General features: G+C 63.8%; 19 protein-coding genes. 4 read left to right on the top strand and 15 right to left on the bottom strand.

The window, feature by feature from the left end; all coding sequences use genetic code 11:
• Positions 1 to 7: 7 nt before the first annotated feature.
• The 15 genes from R5O87_RS03940 to R5O87_RS03870 form a co-directional block, all read right to left on the bottom strand.
• Positions 8 to 1,156 carry a glutathione-independent formaldehyde dehydrogenase gene (locus R5O87_RS03940; RefSeq protein ID WP_410557171.1) on the bottom strand — a complete coding sequence of 383 codons (1,149 nt, stop codon included), beginning with the start codon at positions 1,154 to 1,156 and terminating at the stop codon, positions 8 to 10.
• A gap of 1,654 nt (positions 1,157 to 2,810) precedes the next feature.
• Positions 2,811 to 2,966: a DUF4193 family protein gene (locus tag R5O87_RS03935; protein ID WP_410557172.1), complete on the bottom strand. Its 156-nt coding sequence runs from the start codon at positions 2,964 to 2,966 to the stop codon at positions 2,811 to 2,813.
• Positions 2,967 to 3,354: 388 nt separating this feature from the next.
• Complete coding sequence (locus R5O87_RS03930) at positions 3,355 to 4,161, bottom strand: DeoR/GlpR family DNA-binding transcription regulator (RefSeq protein WP_410557173.1); 807 nt, start codon at positions 4,159 to 4,161, stop codon at positions 3,355 to 3,357.
• A gap of 507 nt (positions 4,162 to 4,668) precedes the next feature.
• On the bottom strand, positions 4,669 to 5,610 hold the full coding sequence (locus R5O87_RS03925) for an aldo/keto reductase (protein ID WP_410557174.1): 942 nt from the start codon (positions 5,608 to 5,610) through the stop codon (positions 4,669 to 4,671).
• A gap of 23 nt (positions 5,611 to 5,633) precedes the next feature.
• Complete coding sequence (locus tag R5O87_RS03920; RefSeq protein ID WP_410557175.1) at positions 5,634 to 6,794, bottom strand: Gfo/Idh/MocA family protein; 1,161 nt, start codon at positions 6,792 to 6,794, stop codon at positions 5,634 to 5,636.
• The gene (locus R5O87_RS03915; protein ID WP_410557177.1) at positions 6,791 to 7,804 is read right to left on the bottom strand and encodes an alcohol dehydrogenase catalytic domain-containing protein; all 1,014 of its coding nucleotides are present in this window, start codon (positions 7,802 to 7,804) and stop codon (positions 6,791 to 6,793) included. The genes R5O87_RS03920 and R5O87_RS03915 overlap by 4 nt, the downstream gene beginning before the upstream one ends.
• A 97-nt stretch (positions 7,805 to 7,901) precedes the next feature.
• On the bottom strand, positions 7,902 to 8,990 hold the full coding sequence (locus tag R5O87_RS03910; RefSeq protein ID WP_410557178.1) for a nitrilase-related carbon-nitrogen hydrolase: 1,089 nt from the start codon (positions 8,988 to 8,990) through the stop codon (positions 7,902 to 7,904).
• A gap of 91 nt (positions 8,991 to 9,081) precedes the next feature.
• The gene (locus R5O87_RS03905) at positions 9,082 to 10,779 is read right to left on the bottom strand and encodes a GMC family oxidoreductase (protein WP_410557179.1); all 1,698 of its coding nucleotides are present in this window, start codon (positions 10,777 to 10,779) and stop codon (positions 9,082 to 9,084) included.
• Positions 10,772 to 11,350 carry a gluconate 2-dehydrogenase subunit 3 family protein gene (locus R5O87_RS03900; RefSeq protein ID WP_410557180.1) on the bottom strand — a complete coding sequence of 193 codons (579 nt, stop codon included), beginning with the start codon at positions 11,348 to 11,350 and terminating at the stop codon, positions 10,772 to 10,774. Before R5O87_RS03900 ends, R5O87_RS03905 begins: the two co-directional genes overlap by 8 nt.
• Complete coding sequence (locus R5O87_RS03895; RefSeq protein WP_410557181.1) at positions 11,337 to 12,464, bottom strand: ABC transporter permease; 1,128 nt, start codon at positions 12,462 to 12,464, stop codon at positions 11,337 to 11,339. Before R5O87_RS03895 ends, R5O87_RS03900 begins: the two co-directional genes overlap by 14 nt.
• Before the next feature lie 35 nt (positions 12,465 to 12,499).
• Positions 12,500 to 14,044 carry a sugar ABC transporter ATP-binding protein gene (locus R5O87_RS03890; RefSeq protein ID WP_410557183.1) on the bottom strand — a complete coding sequence of 515 codons (1,545 nt, stop codon included), beginning with the start codon at positions 14,042 to 14,044 and terminating at the stop codon, positions 12,500 to 12,502.
• Between the two features lie 11 nt (positions 14,045 to 14,055).
• Positions 14,056 to 15,129, bottom strand: a complete 1,074-nt coding sequence (locus R5O87_RS03885; RefSeq protein WP_410557184.1) for a sugar ABC transporter substrate-binding protein — start codon at positions 15,127 to 15,129, stop codon at positions 14,056 to 14,058.
• Between the two features lie 87 nt (positions 15,130 to 15,216).
• On the bottom strand, positions 15,217 to 16,158 hold the full coding sequence (locus R5O87_RS03880; RefSeq protein WP_462836384.1) for a 1-phosphofructokinase family hexose kinase: 942 nt from the start codon (positions 16,156 to 16,158) through the stop codon (positions 15,217 to 15,219).
• A gap of 26 nt (positions 16,159 to 16,184) precedes the next feature.
• Positions 16,185 to 16,991 (bottom strand): DeoR/GlpR family DNA-binding transcription regulator, encoded by an 807-nt coding sequence (locus R5O87_RS03875; protein ID WP_410557186.1) that lies wholly within the window; start codon positions 16,989 to 16,991, stop codon positions 16,185 to 16,187.
• A complete protein-coding gene (locus R5O87_RS03870) occupies positions 16,991 to 18,364 on the bottom strand; it encodes an FGGY-family carbohydrate kinase (RefSeq protein ID WP_410557187.1) in 1,374 nt (457 codons plus the stop codon). Before R5O87_RS03870 ends, R5O87_RS03875 begins: the two co-directional genes overlap by 1 nt.
• Before the next feature lie 137 nt (positions 18,365 to 18,501).
• Here R5O87_RS03870 and R5O87_RS03865 point away from each other — a divergent pair, with 137 nt between their 5' ends.
• The 4 genes from R5O87_RS03865 (at position 18,502) to R5O87_RS03850 (ending at position 21,341) form a co-directional block, all read left to right on the top strand.
• The gene (locus R5O87_RS03865; RefSeq protein WP_410557188.1) at positions 18,502 to 19,353 is read left to right on the top strand and encodes a class II fructose-bisphosphate aldolase; all 852 of its coding nucleotides are present in this window, start codon (positions 18,502 to 18,504) and stop codon (positions 19,351 to 19,353) included.
• Entirely contained in the window at positions 19,350 to 20,255 is a 906-nt protein-coding gene (locus R5O87_RS03860; RefSeq protein ID WP_410557189.1) for an aldose 1-epimerase family protein, read from the top strand. The genes R5O87_RS03865 and R5O87_RS03860 overlap by 4 nt, the downstream gene beginning before the upstream one ends.
• 145 nt (positions 20,256 to 20,400) lie before the next feature.
• Entirely contained in the window at positions 20,401 to 20,619 is a 219-nt protein-coding gene (locus R5O87_RS03855; protein WP_410557190.1) for a hypothetical protein, read from the top strand.
• Positions 20,616 to 21,341 (top strand): SDR family oxidoreductase, encoded by a 726-nt coding sequence (locus tag R5O87_RS03850; RefSeq protein ID WP_410557191.1) that lies wholly within the window; start codon positions 20,616 to 20,618, stop codon positions 21,339 to 21,341. The genes R5O87_RS03855 and R5O87_RS03850 overlap by 4 nt, the downstream gene beginning before the upstream one ends.
• Positions 21,342 to 21,651: the final 310 nt, after the last annotated feature.

Raw genomic sequence — 21,651 nt, 5'->3', positions numbered from 1 at the left:
GGCTCTCTCAGGCCCCGGCCGGGTGGAGGACCACTTTTGTCCAGCCGTCTTCGCGGCTGTCGAAGTTCCGGTAGCCCTCGGGGGCCTGATCCAGCGGCAGCTCGTGGCTGACAATGAAGGAGGGGCTGGCCTTTCCGCCGGCGATAAGGTCGCGCAGGGCCCGGTTGTACTTCTTGACCGGGCACTGGCCTGAGCCCATCGTCTGTCCTTTGAACCAGTAGTTTCCATAGTCGAAGGCCACCTGGCCCTGCTGCTCAAGTTTGTCGGGGCCTCCGGGGTCTCGGGGCAGGAACACGCCAACCACGCCCAGGCCGCCGACGAACCGCACGGAGTCCACGAGCCGGTTCAGGGTCATGTTGGGATGTTCGGTTCCGCCCGGGTCGTGGGCCTGGTAACCGACGCATTCGCAGCCGCGGTCCGCGCCGAATCCCATGGTCTGGTCCTTGACGAACTCGACAGGGTCCACCTCGGAATCATTCACAGGGATGGCACCGATCTGTTCCGCCAGCTTCAGACGGTCCTTCTGGCGGTCCACCACCATGACTTTTTCGGCCCCTTTGATAATGGCTGAGTAGGCGGCCATGAGTCCGACCGGCCCTGCACCGTAGATGACTACGGAGTCTCCCGGGTATACGCCGGCCAGCTCTGTGGCATGCCAGCCGGTGGGGAAGATGTCCGCGACCATGACGTAGTCGAGTTCTTTCTCCACCGAGTCCTCGCCCAGGCGCAGGCAGTTGAAGTCTCCATACGGCACGCGCAGGTATTCGGCCTGTCCGCCCTGGTACGGCCCCATGTCCGCGAACCCGTAGGCCGCGCCGGCGAGCTGGGGTTCAGGCTGCATGGTCAGGCAGTAATTGGTGAAGCCACGGTCGCAGTTTTTGCAGAATCCGCAGGCGATGTTGAACGGCAGCACTACACGATCGCCCACTTTTACTTTACTCACCGCCGGGCCGGCCTCGACCACTTCGCCGAGGTTTTCGTGCCCGAAGGAGCGTCCGGGTTCAAAACTGCTGCGGCCTTCGTACATGTGCAGGTCCGAGCCGCAAATGTTCGCCGAGGTGATCCGCACCAGCACATCGGCGGGGTGCTCGATTTTGGCATCGGGGATTTCCTCGACGCTGACGTCGTTGGGTCCTTTGTAAACTACTGCCTTCATGGTTCCGCTCTCTTCCAGTGTCAACCTCGCCGGCGGCACACATGGGTCGTGCAGGGCACAGGTCGCCCTGGTGCGCGTGCGTGAGTCGCGGGGGAGTGGGATACGTCTAGGACCTCTGAGTCCACCCGAAATGGGCGGAAGGCCCGGGGATTTAAGGTGTCTGGCTGCCCTGGAAAACCTGGCTGGCCAGTCCCTTCGCGAAAAGGCTAGTTACCGAGCCTTAATGCTAAGCATCCTTATGAAGTATGTCGAGGGGAAGCGGGCCGCAACAATTTCGGGGGGTCAGCTTCACACTCACCGTTACCGATATTAGGACTGGGTGAACCGTGAACCGGTCTGTGCAGAACAAGGCGGCCGAATCGGGAAACGATACCCTCGAGCACGTCACCGCGGCGTTCCCCTTCCCCATCCTCGGATCGACTCAGGCAACGGTTCGGAGTTCCTCAACGTCTTCCTGCTGACCTGCCGCCACGCCCGGCACATCGCCTTCCCCTGTTCCCGGACGGGCAAACAAAAACGACGGCGCCCATGTCCGCCAAAGAACTGGGCCCGGCTCCGTAACTGGTCGATTACCGGCGGGGAATCGCGACGCCAAAGGACCCTCACGCTCGAATGCTTGGGCCTCACACAGGCACAAAAGAGGGTGTGAACAATGTGCAACACCCGGGGCTTCGGATTCCGTTGGACCGGCGTCGTACTGGGCCATATTAGGGATGTTTCGGGGGAGGGGCGGATTTGCGCGGGGAGGAGCCCAGTTCGAGTCCCATCTTGGGCACGTGTTTTCCCTGTTCAGCGGCTTTTAGCCTCTGAGTGCGGACATTTTGTGTTGTGAAGGGCCCTTCGGGGGCCTTCTTCATTGGCCGTGTGCCTCCTTGCTTGCCTCGCTGTCGGACCGGTTGCCGTTCGTTACCTGTTCATGGGCGTTCATGGCTCGGGCGGCATGACTTGAGGAAAATAGGGTGCAAGTTACTTCATTGCCTCGTTGGGTGTTCACTGGGTTCCTTCCGCTGGGTTTTTGGTGGCTGTCCTGCAAGTAAGTCCCGAAGCGAGGGAGCCGCACCCACAGCCCATTAGAACCTATATGTCAGGTCAGCGTAGGGGGCCCGGGGTTCAACCTGGGGCAGGAGAATCAGCGCGCGGCAACAGCTAACCCTAGGAGATTCCTGTCAATGGACTTTCCTTAAAACGCGTCCGGGGGTTCGAGCTCAGGAGCGATCGCTACCCCGTCTCTGGCCAAATACGTCCTCCGGGGTGATTGCGGTCAATCCAAACCGATACGACCGATCCGTCTAGCGTCATGTTGTCGACGCTGCCCTTACCGGCCCGCAAACCAGCTGCTTTAACCTCGACTTCCTGTCCCGGGGACGGTAACTCCCGGCCGGGGCGTCGGTTCAGCGTCGTAATCATTGCCGGCGTTCGTACCCATGCCCAATAGAACCATCCATGGATAGCAGAAGCTGGCCGGCCTGTGAAAGCAGACTGTGGACATGGTCGGTCCAGGAATGACTCCCAACCCGGCTCGGCCGCTGCCCTCAAGATCATCGACGGCTGAACGCCGGCCCCAGCACTCCTACCACGGCAAATAGTCCAGACACCGTCTGGACTATTTGGGCTGAACGGGCACCGCACGCCGGCGCAGCTCCCGATGAGGGCGTCAGAGACTCCGGGATTCAGTCCTCACACTCAATGCAGTAGGCCTGATTGTCTTTCTTCCTTGCCACTGGGAACGGTGCCGCATCAGGAAACAGGAATAGCAGGTGATCTCGTCGTCGCATTTCGGAACGACATGCACGACCAGGTCCCCGGCCATATATCCGCCGATCGGGGGTCGGGTTCTGGCTCTCACCGGGGATCGACACGGTTTCCGGCCCCGGCAGGTCAGTGCTCATGAGGCCTGCCAGGGCCAGGCCCCGGGCAGGCGGAGGCGGTTTCTGCGCGCGCTGAAGGCGATCCGGGCAGGGATGTTCACGAGCTTTCGGAGGACGGTTCCTTCGCTGGTGTTGGCGTAGGGGACAGCGGCGATGGTCCCGGCGGATCGGGTGAGGATGAAGGGGGTGGCCGCGGCGAAGAGTCATACACAGTTTGCGTGATAGCGCCGGAGGGCAGGGCGGGTCCTGTCTGCGTTCGCCAATTCGAAGGGGGCGACTGCGTGATGGGCGACGGCCGGGTATCTGGGGCCCGACGTCGTCGGGTGAGGGTCAGACCACTTCCACTTCAAGACCTGTTGAACGCATTGACGCCAGCATCTCAGGGGATGTGCCGTCGTCCGTGATGAGGACGTCGATATCTACGAGGTCCGCGTGCTTACAGGTGCTGACCTTGCCGAACTTGCTATGGTCGGCAAGCAGGATCCGGCGCCGGGCGCTGGTGCACATGAGCCGTTTAACGGCCGCCTCGGCGGCATCGGGCGTGGTGAGGCCACGGTCGATCGAGACGGCGGTGGATCCGAGGAATGCAACATCCACGTTAATTTCAGCAAGGGCACGGGCTGCCCAGTCGTCCACTTCGGCGCCGGTTACCGGACGAACACGTCCGCCGAGGGTGTAGACGGTCAGCAGCGGCGCGTCCATGAGCGCGATGGCGATCGACAGCGTGTTGGTGTAGACCCTCAGAGCACGGTCCCGCGGAAGGATTTCGGCCAGCTTCGCGGTGGTGGACCCCCCGTCAATGAGGACTGAGCCGCTCGCGGGCAGGTGATGGAGCGCCGCCCTGGCGATGCGCGCCTTTTCGTCGGAAAGGGCGGTTCTCGACGCCAGCGGCGGCTCATAAGTAAGGCGTCCCACAGGGATTGCTCCGCCGTGGACGCGGCGGAGCAATCCGAGCTGCTCGAGGGCAACCAGGTCCTTGCGAACGGTTTCGTTCGTGACCCCCAGTTCCAGAGCCAGGTCTGCGGCATCCGCCCGGCCACTCGTACGGAGAGTGGCCAGGATGAGTTCCCTTCTCTGGTCCGCATAGGGAACCCGCGTGTCCGGACGCCCGTTGGCCTGGTCTGCGGTTGGGGTCATGGCTACCTCCTTGAAAGCGGTTCAGCAGGGCTGCTTGTCGCCCCTAACGGTGTCATAAAACCCCTGCTCGCGAGAACCTGGATTACGGTGCCTTCGGATCCGCTTCGACGAGCCTCGCACTTCGGCGTCGACGCACGGGTATCCTGGAGGCGCCAAGTCCTTAGTTCGCGGTCAGGATCCGCGTTCAACAGTTTGACCGTAGGACACGCTGGCATCCAGTGTCGCGGCGTAGGCCGTGGCGCTCGGGCGGGTCAGGAGGATCCCGCCCCGTCGGTGGGTGGCAGCCACGCTAATAAGTTCATGTGCTGCTTCCTCCAGATGTTGCTGCAGACTATCCAGGTACGTTGCGGTGATGTGTATGTGTCGGTCTCCATGAATTTCAGGCTCATCAGGCTCTGCCGTCTGGCTCATGGTGGAGTGCTCGGCGGTTGACGCCGGAATGCCTCCGTCGGCATTTGGTGTCGGTTCCAGCGGAGGCATTCGCGTGATTGGGGCACGGGTGCGTGACTATCCCAGTTCGCCGGAGCCGGCGTGGGCAAGCGGGATCAGCTCGTCCCACAGGTCGCTGGGAATATCCCATTCGGCCAGCTCGGCGGTCCGCGCCACGCGCCCGGGCTCGGACATACCCACGATCGTGGATGCGATTCGGGGGTCCCGTATGGAGAACTGGAGGGCCGCGGCCGCGAGGGGCACACCGTGTGCCTTGCAGAGATCCTCCATTTTCCGCACGCGGTCCAAGATCGCCGGGCTGGCGGGGCGGTAGCAGTAGTTCGGGACCGCGTCCGGGCCTTTGACGAGCATGCCGCCGCCGAATGGTGCGGCGTTGACGAATGCCACGCGGCGGGCGGCCGCGTCCTGGATCAGCGGCTCCGCGGTTTGGTCCACGAGGGTGTAGCGGTTGTGGCTGATGACGACGTCGAAGGCATCGGTAGCCAGGTACTTCAGTTCAAGGTCGATTGGGCCGCCTGCGACACCCAGGTGGTCGATAACGCCCTGGTTCTTCAGGTCAACTAGGGCCTCAAGGGGACCCCCGGGGGCTGTTCCTTCTTCGAAGGTGATCTTTTCAGGATCATGAAAATAGACGAGTTGCAATTTGTCCAGTCCCAGGCGTTCAAGGCTTTCCTCCACGGACTTCCGAACCCGATCACCGGAGAAGTCTGTGGTGCCGACAATTGGATCGACCTTGGTGGCGAGGACGATGTTCGTCGGCAGGCCGCCAGCTTCTTTGATGGCTTCGCCGATGCGGCGTTCACTGTCGCCGCCGTGCCCGTATTCGTTGGAGGTGTCGATGAAGTTGAGAGGCCCCTCCAGCACCCTCCGGATGGTGGCTACCGCCGCCTCGTGGCTGACTTCATAGCCGTATTGTGTGGGGTGGCTGCCCAGGGCACTTGTTCCCACGCATACTGGCGATACGGATAGCCCGGTACGTCCCAGGGTTCGCTTCTGCATATTGTCGTTCCTTTGAATCGGTGTTAATTGGTTGGTTTCGGGGCGTCGACGGCCCGCGCTGGTGTGGGCTGGTGGCCCGATGAAGTGTGGAGGCTGGGCTCAGCCTGCCATGGTTGTGGCGTGGAATTGATGCTTCCTCCTGACCCGGCTGCTTCATGAATTAGGAGGGAGAGATAGTGGTCCTGGCAGGCGTCCGCGAGGGCGTAGCCTTGGGGACGGTTTTCCGGCAGCGTGTTGTTGAGGCAGGTGGCCATGGCGATCTCCTCGTCGGAAAGGCGTGCGCCGCGGAAGGGATTCTCGTACAGAACTTCCCCGGCGGCGCTGAGAGTGTCCAGGTCGGCCCCTTCGAGGTTGCCGTCGATGCCGAGTTGGCGTCTTTCGATAGGCGCGCTGACTGGGTCGCCGTCGTCGTTTAACCAGGTGAGTCGGTTGCCGGTGAGTTCGGCGTGGCTGCCGCGGAGCTGGAAATGCCGTCCGCGCAGGGGGTTGAACCACTGGGTCTCGGTGAAGTCGTAGAATCCAGTTTTGGAGCCTGCGCCTAGGAGCGCGAGTGTGGTCCGGACATCGTCCAGTTTCTTTTGATCGGGTTTGCCCTGCCGGTCCGGCCCGTTCATGAGCGGGGACTGCCGGGACATCGCCAGGATGTGTACGCGGTCGTGTCCGATGCCGAGCACCGACCGCAGGATGGCCATGGCGTGGTAGTCGTGGGTCCAGGACACGGTGGCGGAGCTGACTTCCCCGAACTTGCCGGCATCGAGGAGGCAGCGGACAGCGCGGAAGAAGGGAAGGTAAGGGTGTTGCTCGGCCACGTGGACCAGGCCCGTGGGCCCCACGTCGTTCCACAGTGCGAGCAGTTCGGGAAGGTCAGCGGCGGGCGGAGTTTCCGAAAGGACTGGAATGTTTAGGCTAACGAGTGCGCGGACGACTTCCGGGTTGGCGTGCCGGGGGACGCACGTGACGGCGAGATCCGGGTCCAGGCTGCGGGCTGCTTCTTGGACGGTACGGAATGTGGGTAGGCCCCACTGCTGCTCCATCCCTTCTCCGCCCTCTGACGTGCGGGTGACCGCACCGACGCAGGTGAAGAGGTGCGGAAGGCTTCGGGCGATGCGCAGGTAGAAGTCGGCGCGCCAGCCCCGGCCTACGATGATGAACCGTCGCGGTTCCCGGCCGGCGATGGCACTCATGCGCCGGGGACCAGTACGGCGCGGCCGTGCAGCTGGCCGGTCTTGAGCCGCTGCAGCACTTGGTTGGCCTCGCTAAGCGGGAAGTCTTCGTGGACGGCGTGGAGTTTGCCGTCCACTGCGAGGTCCAGGACGTCTTGCATGTCCTGACGGGTCCCGAGCACGGTTCCTACGACCGTTTTTTCGTCGCCGATGTCCATAACGCCGACAGACTGTGCCACGCCGAGCACCACGCGGCCGCCGGGCTTGATGACTCGCAGTGCTTCCGCCACGGCATGATCCGACGGGGCGAAGACGATGGCCGCGTCCTGGGATCCGTCCCGAAGCGCTAGGCCCCCCTCGATTCCGGCCGGAACGTACGCTCCACGGGCCCCGAGCTGCTCGGCAAGGGTGCGGGCCTTGAGACTGCGGGAGACGGCGTTGACGTGGGCGCCGGTGAGCCCGGCCATCTGCAACGCCAGATGGCCGACTCCGCCGACGCCGAACACAGCCACGTTCTGGCCGGGGCGCAGGAGTGCCTTTTTCAGGGCGCCGTAGGCGGTGATGCCAGGGCACAGCAACGGCGCTGCTTCGGTATCGGACAGGGAATCGGGGATCTTGCAGGCGACGGCGGCGTTCGCGAGCATGACTTCCGCGTAGCCGCCGTCGCGTGTCTCTCCGGTGATTTGGCGCCGCCGGCAGAGCTGCTCATGGCCGCTGATGCAGTGGCCGCACACGCCGCACGTGGACCAGATGGGCTGCACGCCGATCCGGTCGCCCACCGTGAGGTTGTCCACGCCGGGACCTACGGCCTTGACCCGGCCGACTACCTCATGGCCCGGGATGATGGGCAGGGCGGCGGGGGTGGCGGGCAGCCAGTCACCCTCGACCATGTGCAGGTTGGACCGGCAGACTCCGCAGGCGAGTACGGTGATGGCGACTTCACCGGGTCCGGGAACGGGTTCGGGGACGTCGATGTAGTCCAGCGGCTGGTTCTCGACGGGGCCGGGGGCACGGAGGACGGCGGCGTACATGCGTCTGCCTTTCGCGGTTTGGGTCTGAAGTGAAGGGGGTGCGGGCGTCCGGCCTGGACCGGACGCCCGCAGTGGTTTCCCTCTGCAGGGAGTAGGGTTAGTTGCTCGACGGGGCCGTGAGGAGTCCGCGTTCCATGAGCTTTTGAATGTTCATGCCACGCCGCTTCGCCTCTCGGGCAAGCCAGCCTTCGGCCGGCAGCTCGTTGAGGTACTGGTTCTTTTCGTAGATGGGCTGTTCGTAGATGCCTGCGTACATCTCGGTGCGCAGGTCCTTGAACCAGTTGGTGACACCGTTGGCGGCACGCGAGCGGCGCAGTGCCTCCAGGTCGACGACGGTGCTCACGAAGGAGTCACCGCCGCTGACGCCCTCGTTCTTCACGAGTACGCGTCCCTTGTGGTCAACGATCATGGACTGTCCGCCGAAGAGGTCGAACAGGCTGCCGTCGTCGTTGCGCTGCGGACCAAGGTTCGGGGCGATCACCACGGCCTGGTTGAACATGGCGTGGGCGCGGTTCTGCAGCTCCCACATCCCTGTGCCCACCTGCGGTTCGATTAGGGTGCCGCGGATGATGAGTTCCGCGCCGTTCATTGCCAGTCCACGGGAAGTCTCAGGGTAGGCACCCTCATGGCAGATGATGTAGCCGATGTTGCCAATATCGGTCTTGGCTACCGGGAAGAATGCATCCAGGAGGTTGCCGTTGCCGCGCTTCTGAATGAATTCGTCCCAGATGTCGTGCGGGTTGGTGGTGCCCAGGGCGCCCCCTTCATAGGCGTCGGAGGTGGACTTGTAGCGCTTGTAGATGACGTCACCGTTGGGGTCGATGATGAAAGCGACGTTGAAGAGGTGGCCGGGGAAGTCATCGTCGCGGACCAGGTAGAGCTCAGCTGCGATGTAGGTGTTGAGCTGGCGGGCCTTCTGGCCGAGGATTTCGGTCTCCGGGCCGGGAATGGTCATGGCGAAGGCTTCGTGGGCTTCGCGGTTGCCGGCTTTGAAGTCCGGCAGCATGCCCTGAATTGCCATTTCCGGCAGCACAACGAGCTTGACGGGCGCACCGTCGGTGGCCGCCACCATGACGGCTGGGTCCATGAAGTCGCAGATCCGCTTGGTGTTCTCGATGGCGTCTTCGCGCTTCTTGATGGTGTGGACGGTGTTGGACAATGCCACGATGGCATAGGGGTCAACCATTTGTTGTTTCTCTTTCTTTATCGCGTCGCCGCCTGGGGTTTCAGGCAGCGGGTGTTCCTTTGGGTGGTTCGGGGTACCGGTGCGGGCCGGATCAGACTTTGTCGAGGATGCGGTCGGCGCTGAGATACGCCAGTGCCTGCAGGGTCTGAGTCGGGTTGTAGCCGGACAGTGTGGGGAACTGGCCGCCGCCTACGACGTACAAGCCCTTGCATTCGTGGGATTCGCCGTAGATGTCAACGACGGAATCGGCCGGGTTCTCGCCCATCCGGTGCGTTCCCACCTCGTGCGTGGACAGGTGGTACGCCGGGGGCGTCGGTTCGGACCAGAACTGGGTGGCGCCCATTTCCTCGGCGATGGCGCGCTTCACCTTCTCGAAGTACTTCAGGGCAGCCAGATCGTGCTCGGACCAGTCGTGCGTGATGCGCAGCGCTGGCTGGCCAAACTTGTCTTTCACGACCGGATCTAGGTCGCAGTAGTACTTCTTGGACGGGAAGCTGGGCACCTGGTTGTGGATGCCCATCAGGCGGCGGTAGTTCTCGGAGAACCAGTCCTTGAAGCCCTGACCCCAGCGCCGCATGCCGAGCGGGAGGTTGTGCGCGGCCTCAATGGGCTGGAGGTCGCCGGGGATGCTGGTCAGGACGGATCCCCACAGCACCCCTTCGTCGTTGTCCGGCACGCCGTCGCAGTTCAGATCGTCCACGACACTGGCGGCGACGAGAGGTGCCATGAAGGGGTTACTGAACTCCGGCAGGACCAGGCTGCACCAGCCGAAGCTGTGCGTCATGAAGTTCTGGCCTACCTGGCCGTTGGCGTTGATGCCGGAGGCGAGCAGCAGGCGGCTGTTCTCGAGGGCGTAGCACGCGACCACCACGAGGTCGGACTGCACCTGGTGGACGTTGCCGTCGGGATCGAAGTAAGAAACCCCGGTGATCCGGCGCCCGGATGGATTGCGGTCCAGCCTGAAGGCCCGTGAGTTGGAACGGATTTCCAGGTTGCCCGTCTGCAGGGCCGCCTCGACGGAGGTGATGCGGCTGGACTGTTTGGCGTTGACATGGCACAAAAAGCCGTGGCAAAAGCCGCAGTACTCGCAGCCCTTGAGCGATTTGTAGTCCGTAGACGCCACCGCGGCCGGCTGCTGGAAGGGACGGTACCCGAGGCGCTGGCAGGCCGCTTTGAACCTGTCATCGGCCGGCGCGGTGCGCAGCGGGGGCATCGGGAAGCCTCGCTCCCGCGGGGATTCATACGGGTTGCCCTCTGGGTCCGGGGCCCCCTTGACGTTGCCCGCTCGGCCCGAGACGCCCAGTTCCCATTCGACGCGGTCGTAGTAGGGTTCCAGGTCGCCGTAGCCGATTGGCCAGTCCACCATGGTGGAATTCTCATCCAGGGTATCTGGTCCGAAGCGTTCCTCGATGAGGGATTTCATGCGGAAGTCCGCGTCGCGGTGCCGCCATGAGGCGCCGCCCCAGTGCAGCGTGCCACCGCCGGGCCCGATCGAGGGCGGCAGGTGAAGGGGTTCGCTGTTTCCGCGTACCCCGGCTGCCCAGGGGAGCAACCGTGCGGTGGAATTTTCGTCCGGCCGCCAGGTGACGGGGTCGGTTGCCAGTTGGGGGACGAGGGAGCCGCGGGAGTAGTACTTGACTTCGTCCTGCTTGAACGTAAATTCCTCGGTTGTATGCACAGGGCCTTTGTCGAGGGCCAGCACCCGGATCCCGGCCCTGGCCAGCTGTTCGGCGATGATGCCGCCGGACGCTCCCAGCCCGACGACGATGGCCTCTGCAGTCTCAGGCATCTGCTCGCCTCAACTCTCTGCGTAGATCTTCAAGGGTCTTGATGGGGATGGTTTTGGAATCGAACCCGGGGCGCATTTGTTCGGCGTCGTAGCCCCATTGAGCACCCGGGAAGCCGACCAACTGCCAGCCCAAGGCCTCATGATTGCCGCCGTACTGCGGGTCGCAGAACATGCCTTGGATCGTGTGTTCCCAGACGAGGGCGAAGAAGGTGGTCAGAAGGCCCTCGTCTTCGGGTCCCTCCGGGGCTCCAGTGGATTCAGCGGCCGTGCTGGCCTCGACGCGCTCCAGCACTTCGTCCTGGTGCTCGTCGGACAGCTTCGCGAACCGTTGGCCGTAGAGTTCGCAAGTGAGGGCATTCAGGGCCTCCACTCCGTCCCGGTAGCAGCGGCGCAGGGCCTCCTCCTCGTTCGCCGTCGTCCTGTCCATGTAGGTGATGACCTTGGTTTCCCGGGCGCCGGGCTTTCCGTCGCCGCTGGGAAAGATGCGCGCACAGACGGCGTCCACGGTTTCGGCTTCCGTCGCCGTGAAGAACTGCCACCGGGTCAACGTGGTCTCATTAGTTGCGGGCATCCGCTTCCTCCTTGTCCTTGACCGGTGCAGCGCCGACTGGCGTCGCTTCAGCGGCGGTCTTGCCCGTGTAGCGCTGCTGGAAGATGAGTTTTCGAAGGGCCCCGGGCAGCTTGTTGCCCACGCCGCTGGTGAACAGGACGGCCAGCAGGATCACGGCCCCTTTGACCACCAGTTGGGGCTGGGCCTGAATTCCCAGCAGGTCCATGATGTTAAGGATCACCGCGATGATCAGGCCGCCAAGGACCGCGCTGACAGGGTCACCGGTGCCACCGAACAGGGACGCCCCGCCCACAACGACGGCGGCAATTGCGTTGAGCTCGTAGCCCTCGCCGATGATCGCGCTGCCCTCGGTGAGCTGTGCGGCGATCATCACCCCGCCCAGACCGGCCAGAAGGGAGGAGAGGAAGTAGGCGCCGATGATGTCCCGCTTGATGGGAAGGCCCGACAGCCTCGCCGCTTCCGCGTTGCCTCCCAGTGCGAAAAGCCGGCGGCCGAAGCGGGTCTGGGACATGACGACGGCGAAGACGACGGTTACCAGCAGGGCGATCATGACCGGCGCAGGCATCGGGCCGATGTTAGCGGTGAAGGCCGCGAGGAAGCCCTGGTCCTCGATCGCGACCTGCCGCCCCGTCTGGAGCATGTAGGCCACACCGCGGGCGATGCTCATCATCGCCAGCGTCACGATGAACGGGGTGATCCCGCCGTAGACGATCATCAGGCCGTTGAAGATCCCGATCAGGCCGGCGGTGAGCAGCGCCAGAAGGAGGGCGACGGGCCAGGGCATGCCCTGCTGAAGTGCCAGCCCGGCTAGCACCGAAGACACTGCGGCGACGGCGCCTACCGAGAGGTCGATGCCGCCGGTGACGATCACGAGGTACTGGCCGACGGCGAGGACGGACACCACCGAAGCGGTGATCAGGACCGATATGAGGTTCCTTGAGGTCATGAAATGCTGCGAGAGAGTGCTGCCGACGAGAAGGACGATGGCGCCGACGGCCAGCAGGTAACCCTTGGAGCCGAGCGAAGCGACGAACGCGCGGAGCGAAGTAAAGGCGGATGGCAGCCTGTGGAATAGCCGTTGTGCCGGCGGCGCGGGGGTGGTGTTGGTAGCCACGGTTTTGAACTCCATTGTTTTGGTTTTCGGGATGGTCAGTTGAAGCGGTCGAGGATCGCGGCCTCCCCGCGCTGGTCGATGTCGCTGCGGCTCACGGCACCGGTGGTCCGGCCCCGGCTGAGGATGAGCACGCGGTCGCACATCAGGGCCTCATCGATTTCAGAAGTGATCAGGATGATGCTGCCACCCTGGTCAGCGAAGGTGCGGATGAGTTCGTAGATCTCGAGTTTTGCCCCGACGTCCACGCCCCGGGTGGGTTCAACGATGATGAGCGTGCTGACGCCGCTGACCAGCCATTTTGCGAGGGCAACCTTTTGTTGGTTGCCGCCGCTGAGGTTTCCCACCGCTTCGCCAACGTGTGCGGTCTTGATCGCAAGGGCGTCACGCATGCCCACCGCTGCCCTCTGTTCTTTGGCCTTGCTCAGGAAGTATCCGGGCGAGAACCGCGGCAGGGAGGCCATGGTGATGTTCCGTGTGATGGACATGGACAGAATCAGCCCCTGCGTCTTGCGTTCCTCAGGGAGGAGTCCGATGCCCAGGGCGATCGAGTGTGCAGGATCCTGCCGACGCCGCTCCCGGCCGTTGACCAGAAACTCGTCGTGCCGCGACTTTTCAGCGCCGAACAAGGCGGCGGCAAGCTGGCTCTGGCCGTTGCCGGAAAGTCCGGCTATGCCGAGCACCTCGCCTTTGTGAAGGTCCAGGTCCACCCCGTGCAGGTCGTGGCCGTCGCGGAGGCCACGGACTGACAGCGCCACCTCGCCCGCAGTCCGGCCAGTGCCGAGCCGGGGCATGTCTCCGGACCCCACCTGAAGCTTCTCTGACCGCTCAGGACTGACCCCGCCAAGCATGGACTGCAGGATGGCATCGTGCTGCTTTTCGTCGCCGTCGTAAAGCGCCACCCGGCGGCCGTCACGGAAGACGGAAATTCTGTCGCAGATGGTGTACATCTCGTCGAAGTGGTGTGAGATGTAGATGATGGCCAACCCCAGCCTCTTGAGCTGGTTCAGCAGGTCGAACAATTGCTTCACGTCGTGTCGCGGCAGGGTGGCCGTGGGTTCGTCCAGGATCAGGACCCGGGCGTCCCGGGTGAGAGCCTTGGCGATTTCCACGGCCTGCCGGTGGGCGATAGGCAGGCTCGCCACGGTGGCGCGGACGTCAATGTCGAATCCGATGCGCAGCAGCTGTTCACGGGCCTGGGTGCGCACCCTGGACCAGTGGATGGTGCCGACGGCGGTGCGCGGCAGTTCTCCGACATAGATGTTCTCCGCCACGGAGAGGTGGGGGACAAGGCTGAGCTCCTGGTGGACGGTCATGATCCGCGCCCGCTGGGCTGCCTGCGGGTTATCCAGTGTGACTGACTGGCCGTCAATTAGGACGCTGCCGGCATCAGGCCTTTCCACTCCGGAAAGGATTCTCACCAGGGTTGATTTGCCGGCGCCGTTCTGTCCGGCGATGCCATGGATTTCTCCGGGCATGACTTCCAGATCGATGCCTGCGAGGGCCTGGGTTCCCGGGTATGCCTTGGACACTCCCGACACCGCGATCAGGGGGCGCAGGTCGAGCTCAGCGGGTGCGGTCATGATAGTACCGCCTACTCGGCGCCGGCGAAGGCGAGGTCGTCGCTGATGTACCGTCCGGCATTTTCTGGCGTCACTGCCAGAGCGGGCAGGATCCGCGTGGCCGGGCTGCCCTCACACTTGCCGGTAGGGGTGCCGGTCACCGCCGAGATTGCTTCGTCCACGGCGTAGGCAGCCTGCAGCGCCGGCTGGTTCAGACCGTCCGCAACCACCGGGGAAGAGGGATCCTTGGCCATTGACTTGATAACCTCCATGCCGCCGTCAAACCCGGCAAGGATGACGTCGGTTTTGCCGGTTTGGTCCATTCGGCCCGCACCCTTCAACGCCTCGATCACCGCCGGCATCACGACGTCGGTCTGGTTGAATACGACGTCGACGTCCGGGTTTCCGGCCAGCACGTTACGCATCGCGGCCAGCGTTTTGTCCGGCAGGGCTTCGCCATAGTTGTTGGGGATCCGCTTGGTCTTCACCGTAGGGTGCTGCTCCATGTACTTGTTCCAGCCGGCCAGAAAGCCGTTTTCACGGCTTTCTGTGACCAACTCCTGGGGGAAGAGCGCCTGGATGTAGAGGCTGATGGTGGAGTTTTCGCCCTTCCGGGCGACGGCGGCTGCCGCGGCTTTCGCTCCCACCAGCTCGGCGGTCGCTTCGCCGTCGTCGTGGACGTTGCAGGCCACCTTCTTGGCGAGCTCCTCCGAGACGCGGTCGTTGACGACAATGACCGGGATGCCGGCAGCCTTAGCGGCCTCTATCCCGCCGGCAACGTTGCGGTCGCCCACCGGTTCGATGATGATCGCCTTGGCGCCCTTGTTGATGAAGGTCCTCATCTGTTGGATCTGGGTTTGGGCGCTGCCCTGGGCGTCGACGGCTTCCATCGTCCAGCCCTTAGCGGTTCCGGACTTGACGGCGCCGTCGGACATGGTGCTGAGCCAGGCGTTTCCGGCGATGAACCGCATGGAGATGCCTATCAGCCCTTTTTCCTCAGACGACGTGGTTGCCGGGGCTGAGCCTCCGCAGGCCGTGAGACCGAGAAGGGTGGCAGTTGAGAGAGACGAGATGAGTGCGAGGCGCGCTGTTCGCTTGGTAACCATGGTTCTCCTTTGAATTTGGGTTGCGTGTAACCAGCCAGGGGCCCTGAGGGCCCGAGGTTGTGGTGCTGGTGGGTTGGAGGTGCGGGCTTAGACCAGGCTCTCCGCCGGTTGGCCCGCGGCGGTGCAGGGTTCTTTGAGGGGTCGATTCCGGTCGAGATCATCGCTGATATCCACTTCTATCCGTGGCGCTCGGCCGCGGTATAGTGTCCCCTCGTGTTGGACGGCCGCCGCCGCCCATGCCAAGCCGTCCCGGAGGGCGCGAGGTCCCTTTGCGCCGCCAGCGAGGAAGCCGGCAAGCAGTGCATCCCCGGCGCCGACGGCGCTGACGACGCGGTCCACCCGTGCCTGGCCGAAATAGCAGCCTGAATCGTCAAGGAGGATTGCTCCGTCAGATCCTAGGCTTGCCAGGACGGCCCGGGCTCCCCGGCGCCGGAGTTCCCCGGCGGCGTCGACGACGTCGCCCAGAGTTGCCAGCGCCCGTCCGGTGAGCTCCGCGAGCTCATCGGCATTGGGCTTGACCAGGTCTGGCCCGCACGGAAGGACGCTTCGCAGAGCCTCGCCTGAGGTGTCGACGGCGACCTGGGCGTTCCGCCCCTGTGCCCCCTCCACCATGTCGATGTACAGCCGTTCCACCGCTCCGTCCGGCAGCGTCCCACAAAGGACAAGCCAGTCATCGGCACCGACATGCCCCAAGGCGGCCGTGATCAGCGATGCGGCCTCCGCATCGTCCAAACTAGGGCCTACTTCGTTTATCTTGGTGACGGTCGCATCGGGTTCGACCAGGCTGACATTGCTGCGGATCTCCTGCGCGATCGGCACAGCGATGTGCGGGACGCCCAGGTCCGACAGCATTCCGGTGATCTGCATTCCGGTAAAGCCGCCGGCGGGCAGGATCGTGACGACATCGATGGCGTTGGCATGCAGGGCGACGGCGACGTTGACCCCCTTGCCGCTGGGCTCAATGTAACTTCGAGGGCTGCGGGCAATATCCCCGTGTGGCAGCCGGTCAATGCACATTGTGCGGTCCATGCTGGGATTCGGCGAAACGGTCACGATCATGCCAGTTCCACCTCCACTCCCGCCGCCCGGACCGCTTTGAGCTCCTGTTGGTCAACGCCGGAGTCAGTGATGATTATGTCGATGTCGGCAAGGTCTGCGTGTTTGCAGTTGCTAACGCACCCGAATTTGGTGTGATCTGCCAACAGGACGCGCCTGCGGGCGCTTTCCAGCATCAGCCTCTTGACTGCGGCTTCCGCCGGGTCTGGAGTGGTCAGCCCCCTTTCTATCGAAATCGCGTTCGCTCCGAGGAAGGCCACATCAACGTTGATCTCGGACAGTGACCGCGAAGCCCAGTCGTCCACTTCGGCTTCCGTCAGCGGGCGGACGCGTCCGCCGAGCGTGTGAAGCGTCAACAACGGCCTATCCAGTAGGCTAGTGGCAATACTTAGCGTGTTTGTGTACACGGTCAACTCCTTGTCATGCGGGAAGATCGCGGCCAGCCTGCCTGTGGTGGACCCCGCATCGAGCAGCACCGAACCGCCGATAGGCAGCTGCCGCAGCGCCGCCTTGGCGATGCGGTTCTTTTCGTCAATCAAGCCTGTCCGCGTCGAGACGGCTGGTTCGTAGGTCAGGCGTCCTACCGGTACGGCTCCGCCGTGGACCCGGCGCAGGAGACCCAGCTGCTCCAGGGCCATGAGGTCCTTGCGCACGGTTTCACTTGTGACACCCAGTTTTTGTGCGATCGCGGCCGCGTCGGCGCGGCCCTCGGTGCGGAGGCGCTCAAGGATGAGCCCGCGCCGCTGCTCCGGGAATGGGACCCGTGAATCGGAGCGCGGCTCATCGCGGTCGGGGACGGCGTGCATCACAGGGCGCCTTCCGGTTGAAGGGCGGTATTTGAGGACGGGCGCGCGCCTGTGCCGGAGGGAAAATCTGCTGCAGATCCGTAGATGCCCGCGGCGAGGCCTCCGAAAAAGGCCGCGCCGCGTGCGCCGGATTCCTTGGCCGGTGACACCGTGAGGGCGCCGAACATTTTTTCCTTGCTCTGCAGGAGCCCCCTGCTGCGGGACCAGCCGCCGGTCACCACCATCCGGGACGGCACGCCTGCCGCCCGGGTCATCAGGGAGTGGACTTCCACGGCCTGCCGGGTGACGGCATCCAGCGCCGCCCGCCAGATGTCTGCCTGCCTCGTTGAACCGGTGGCCCCGTGGAGCGACAGTCCCTGACCGGCGTCGATCGTGAGATGAAGCGGGCCAGTGCCGCGGCTGGGATCGGCGTCAAGGTGTGCGATGTCGGTGCTGTGGAGGCCGAGCATTTCCAAAGCGTTCTGGAGTATCAGCCCGGCCTGCGTGCCGCCGAGCAATGTCCATTTGTCCTCGAAGACGGACCAGCCTGCAGTAATTCCCGCGGACGTCAGCTCTAGCAGGGCCGGCTCGGAAAGGGCTGGTTCAATGACGCGCACCAGGGCCTCGGCAGTTCCGCAGGAGTCGAGGACATCGCCGGGCAGGTAGGCCCCCGCTCCAGCGACCGCCGCCTGGTGGTCGTGCCCCGCCACTGTGATGATTGCCCCGGTGAGGCGGCTTATCCCCGCGTCGGCGCTCACGGCACCCAGGTTGGTCCCGGCCACCGCCAGTTCCGGCAAGAGGGCCTGGCTGGCCCCCGACCAATCCAGGGTTTCTGACCACCAATTCCGGGAAGCGAGGTCCAGCCAGCCAGTGCGCGAGGCCAGGGACAGCTCGGAGACGGGGGCCCCACCCAGCGAAAAGGCCACCCACTCCGCAATGTTCAGGCGCATCGTCGCCCGCCGGGTCTCCGGCAGATGGGTCAGGAGCCAGCGGTGCTTTGTCAGAGACCACTGTTCCCGCAGGGGCAGGCCCGTGCGAATGGAAAACGCGTCTTCGGAAATGGCCGTGCGAAGGCTCTCCAGTTCGGTAAGGTCCCGCCGGTCATGCCAGGCGATGACCGGCCCAACAGCTTCGCCGTGCGGGCCGGTCAGCACTCCCGATTCACCCATGCTGGTGATGCCGATGGAAGCTACCGTACCGTCCGGTGCCGTGGCTAGCGCACAGGTCAGGGCCGAGGCCGCGGCCTCCAGAAGCTCCGTAGCCTCCAACTGAACGCCCAGGGGCGAGACCGACCACGGCGTGGTGGCCCGGCCCTCGGCGAGGGCAGCGCCGTGCTCGTCAAAGACCACGGCTTTGACCGCTGTCGTGCCGATGTCGAGTCCTACTAGAAGCACCGGTTTCACCCCTGCCTATTGGTTGATTGGAAGATATTGGATATTGTTGTGTTTCATTGGAGATGTTGTCAAGCTCACATCCAGAAGTCGCGAATTTCAAGCGTTCGCGGCTCCAACCAAACGCAACGGGAGTTCATATGACATTGGCACATACCGGGGAGCTCATGGGCGACGCGGCCGGAAGCGGCGTCGGGCTGGCGGCCTTCAACGTCATCACCCTCGAGCACGGGGAAGCCATCATCGAGGCCGCCGAACAAACCGAGTTGCCTGCCGTGCTGCAGATCAGCGAAAACTGCATCAAGTTCCACCGGGGCCGGCTCAAGCCCCTCGTGAGCGGGCTAGCGGCGCTGGCGGAGTCCTCCGATGCCCGCGTGTCGCTGCACCTGGACCACATCGGGGACGAGCGAATTCTCCGCGAAGCGGCCGGAACTGCCATCACGTCCGTCATGTTTGACGGGTCAACTCTTGGGTTCCAGGACAACGTCGCCGCGACCCGCCGCGCAGCCCGGTGGGCCCATCTACGCGGATGGCATGTCGAAGCCGAGCTCGGAGAGATCGGCGGAAAAGACGGTGCCCACGCCCCCGGAGTGCGCACAGACCCCGTCGAAGCCGCCCGCTTCGCCGCCGAGACGGGCGTGGATTCGCTGGCGGTCGCCGTCGGCAGCTCCCATGCCATGACGGCCCAAACGGCCCGGCTGGATCACGACCTCATCGCCCGGATCAAAGATGAAGTGGCAGTGCCCCTAGTGCTCCACGGGTCGTCAGGAGTGCCCGATTACGAACTAACACTGGCAGTCGGCTCAGGAATGGTGAAGATCAACCTCGGGACCATCCTGAATATTGCATTCACGGGCGCTGTTCGCTCCACACTGGACGCCCAGGATGTCGTGGACCCCCGCGCCTACCTCGCCCCAGCACGACTGAAAACCGCGAAAGTCGCCGGCAGGCTGTTACAGGTCGTGGCCACGCGGCCGGCGGTTGCCCCGTGACCGCCGGGGACTACAGAATTTCCGAAGCCGGCTACAACGCGGCGGTTACCCAGCACGGAGCCGCCGTCCGAATGCTCACCCATGAGGGCCGCGACCTGATCGTCCCGTTCGCCCTCGGTGAGCCGATGCCTGACTACCGGGGCGCCATCATCGCCCCCTGGCCGAATCGCATTCCGGACGGACGCTATATTTTCGAGGGAGTTGAGCTGAGGGTTCCAATCAACGAGCCTTCCAGGGCGGCGGCGCTACACGGCCTGGTTTCCTACGTTCCCTGGACGGTTCTATACCATGGCGGCTCAAACCTGGGCCTGCAGCATCGGCTGCGTCCGAGCAAGGGCTACCCCTTCGAGTTGCTGCTCGATGTCAGCTACTCCGTGGACGAGTCAGGTTTTCACACTACCGTCACTGCCACAAACACCGGGGAACACGCTGCGCCCTACGGGACCTGCCCCCATCCGTACCTCGTGGCCGGGACGTCCCCTCTGGATACTTGGTCACTGGAACTGGACGCAAGCTCCTTCCTCGACGTCACGCCGGACAGACTCATTCCGCTGCAACGTACCTCCGTGGACGGCACAGCGTTCGATTACCGCCGCTCCCGTCAGCTGAGACGGACCGCAATAGACCACGCGTTCACCGGTTTCCGCACCATCCCTGGCGAGGACGACGTGTGTTTACAGCTGTGGGATCCCCTCGGTACCGGAGTCGCCATGAGCTGGGGAGCGGCTTGCCCATGGGTCCAGCTTCACACCGCGGACCATGAGACTCCGGAACGGCACCGCATCGGACTGGCAGCGGAGCCTATGACCTGCCCTCCCAACGCTTTCAACACTGGTGAAGATCTCGTGCGATTGCTCCCCGGAACGACCCACACTGCCGAATGGACCATTCGTGCGCTGTGACGCAGAAACCACGCCCCCTTGCTGCCGGGCAGTATTCCTTGTCAACACCGCCATCCACGCCACAAAGCGACCTTTGCTGCGTGAGGCCAACCCAGCCGTCCGCGCGGGCGGGCCCACTGCGACGGAAAGAACAAAGGACAGTGCAATGAACCGGGCAATCGTGGATGAGAAATCTCCGGATTCGAGCATCGTCTGGGTGCTCACACATGAGGGCGGCGACCTGATGGTCCCGTTCGTTTTGGCAGAGGACAGCCCGGAGCTGGTACACCCCCGGAAGTACTTGGCACCGGCCCGAACCCCAACTGCCCAGATTGATACTGCGGAACTGAAATCTATCGAATCGACTCAGGCGGTAATGTCATGAACGAATCCACCATCCATCTACTATCGGGCAAGACTGCTTTCATCACCGGAGCCAGCGGTGGCATTGGTGCGGCCGTCGCCGGTGCCCTGTCGAGGTCAGGGGCTGGTGTCTGTCTGGTTTCGCGGTCGGGACTGGGTCCCGGACTTCCCAACAGCTTGACGGTCGCGGCCGATGTCCGGGACAGCGAGGCGATGAAAGGCGCCGCCGAGAGGGCGGTCGAGCACTTTGGCGGTATCGACATCGTTGTCGGTAACGCCGGGGTGGGCTCCTGGGCACCCTTTATCGAGACCGCCGACAACGACGTTCAGGAAATGACGGACGTCAACGTGACGGGTCTCTTCAACACAGTGAGCGCCACCCTTCCTTACCTGCAAAAGAGAGGCGCAGGGGACATCGTCACCGTTGCGTCCGAGGCAGGCCGCCGTGGGCTGCCCGGTGAAGCCGTCTATGTCGCCACGAAGTTCGCTCAAGTCGGATTCACACGCTCACTGGACCACGAACTCCGGGCCGCCGGCATCCGGTGCACCAATATCTGCCCCGGAGGAGTCGCGAGCAACTTTGGAATGGGACGGGGCCTCCGCCATCCTGACATGCCGGAACTGGAGAACATGATGACCCCAGACGACGTGGCCGAGGTAGTCTTGTTCGCACTCTCCCGTCCTCGCCACATGAGGATCCTCGAGGTCGCCTTCCGCCACATGTCCGAACAATCCTGGGGATAGTAGGGCCATGGACTCCGGCCCAGTTGGGCTGCAGCAAACTTGGAAGCGTTAGCAACCGGGGGCGGTAGTGACTGTTTGCGTCCCTTTCTGGCCCAGAGACTGCTCGACCTCAATGTCTCGGGCGATGGTCACTCCGTTTTGGATGCAAAACGCCGAAAACGACCATCCGGACCCCAGGGCGCCAACGGCCCAGGCTGGGAACAGTCCTTCCAGAACGGCTCCGCTTGAGTTCACGCTACCCAAATCGTGGGCAAACTGAAGGTTCTCCCTTAGGTCGAAAGTGAAGATTCCAGTCGGCGAAGCGTCCGAA

Source organism: Arthrobacter globiformis, from assembly GCF_046536215.2.
GTDB lineage: Bacteria > Actinomycetota > Actinomycetes > Actinomycetales > Micrococcaceae > Arthrobacter > Arthrobacter globiformis_E.
This window is presented reverse-complemented; position numbering and strand designations above follow the sequence as displayed.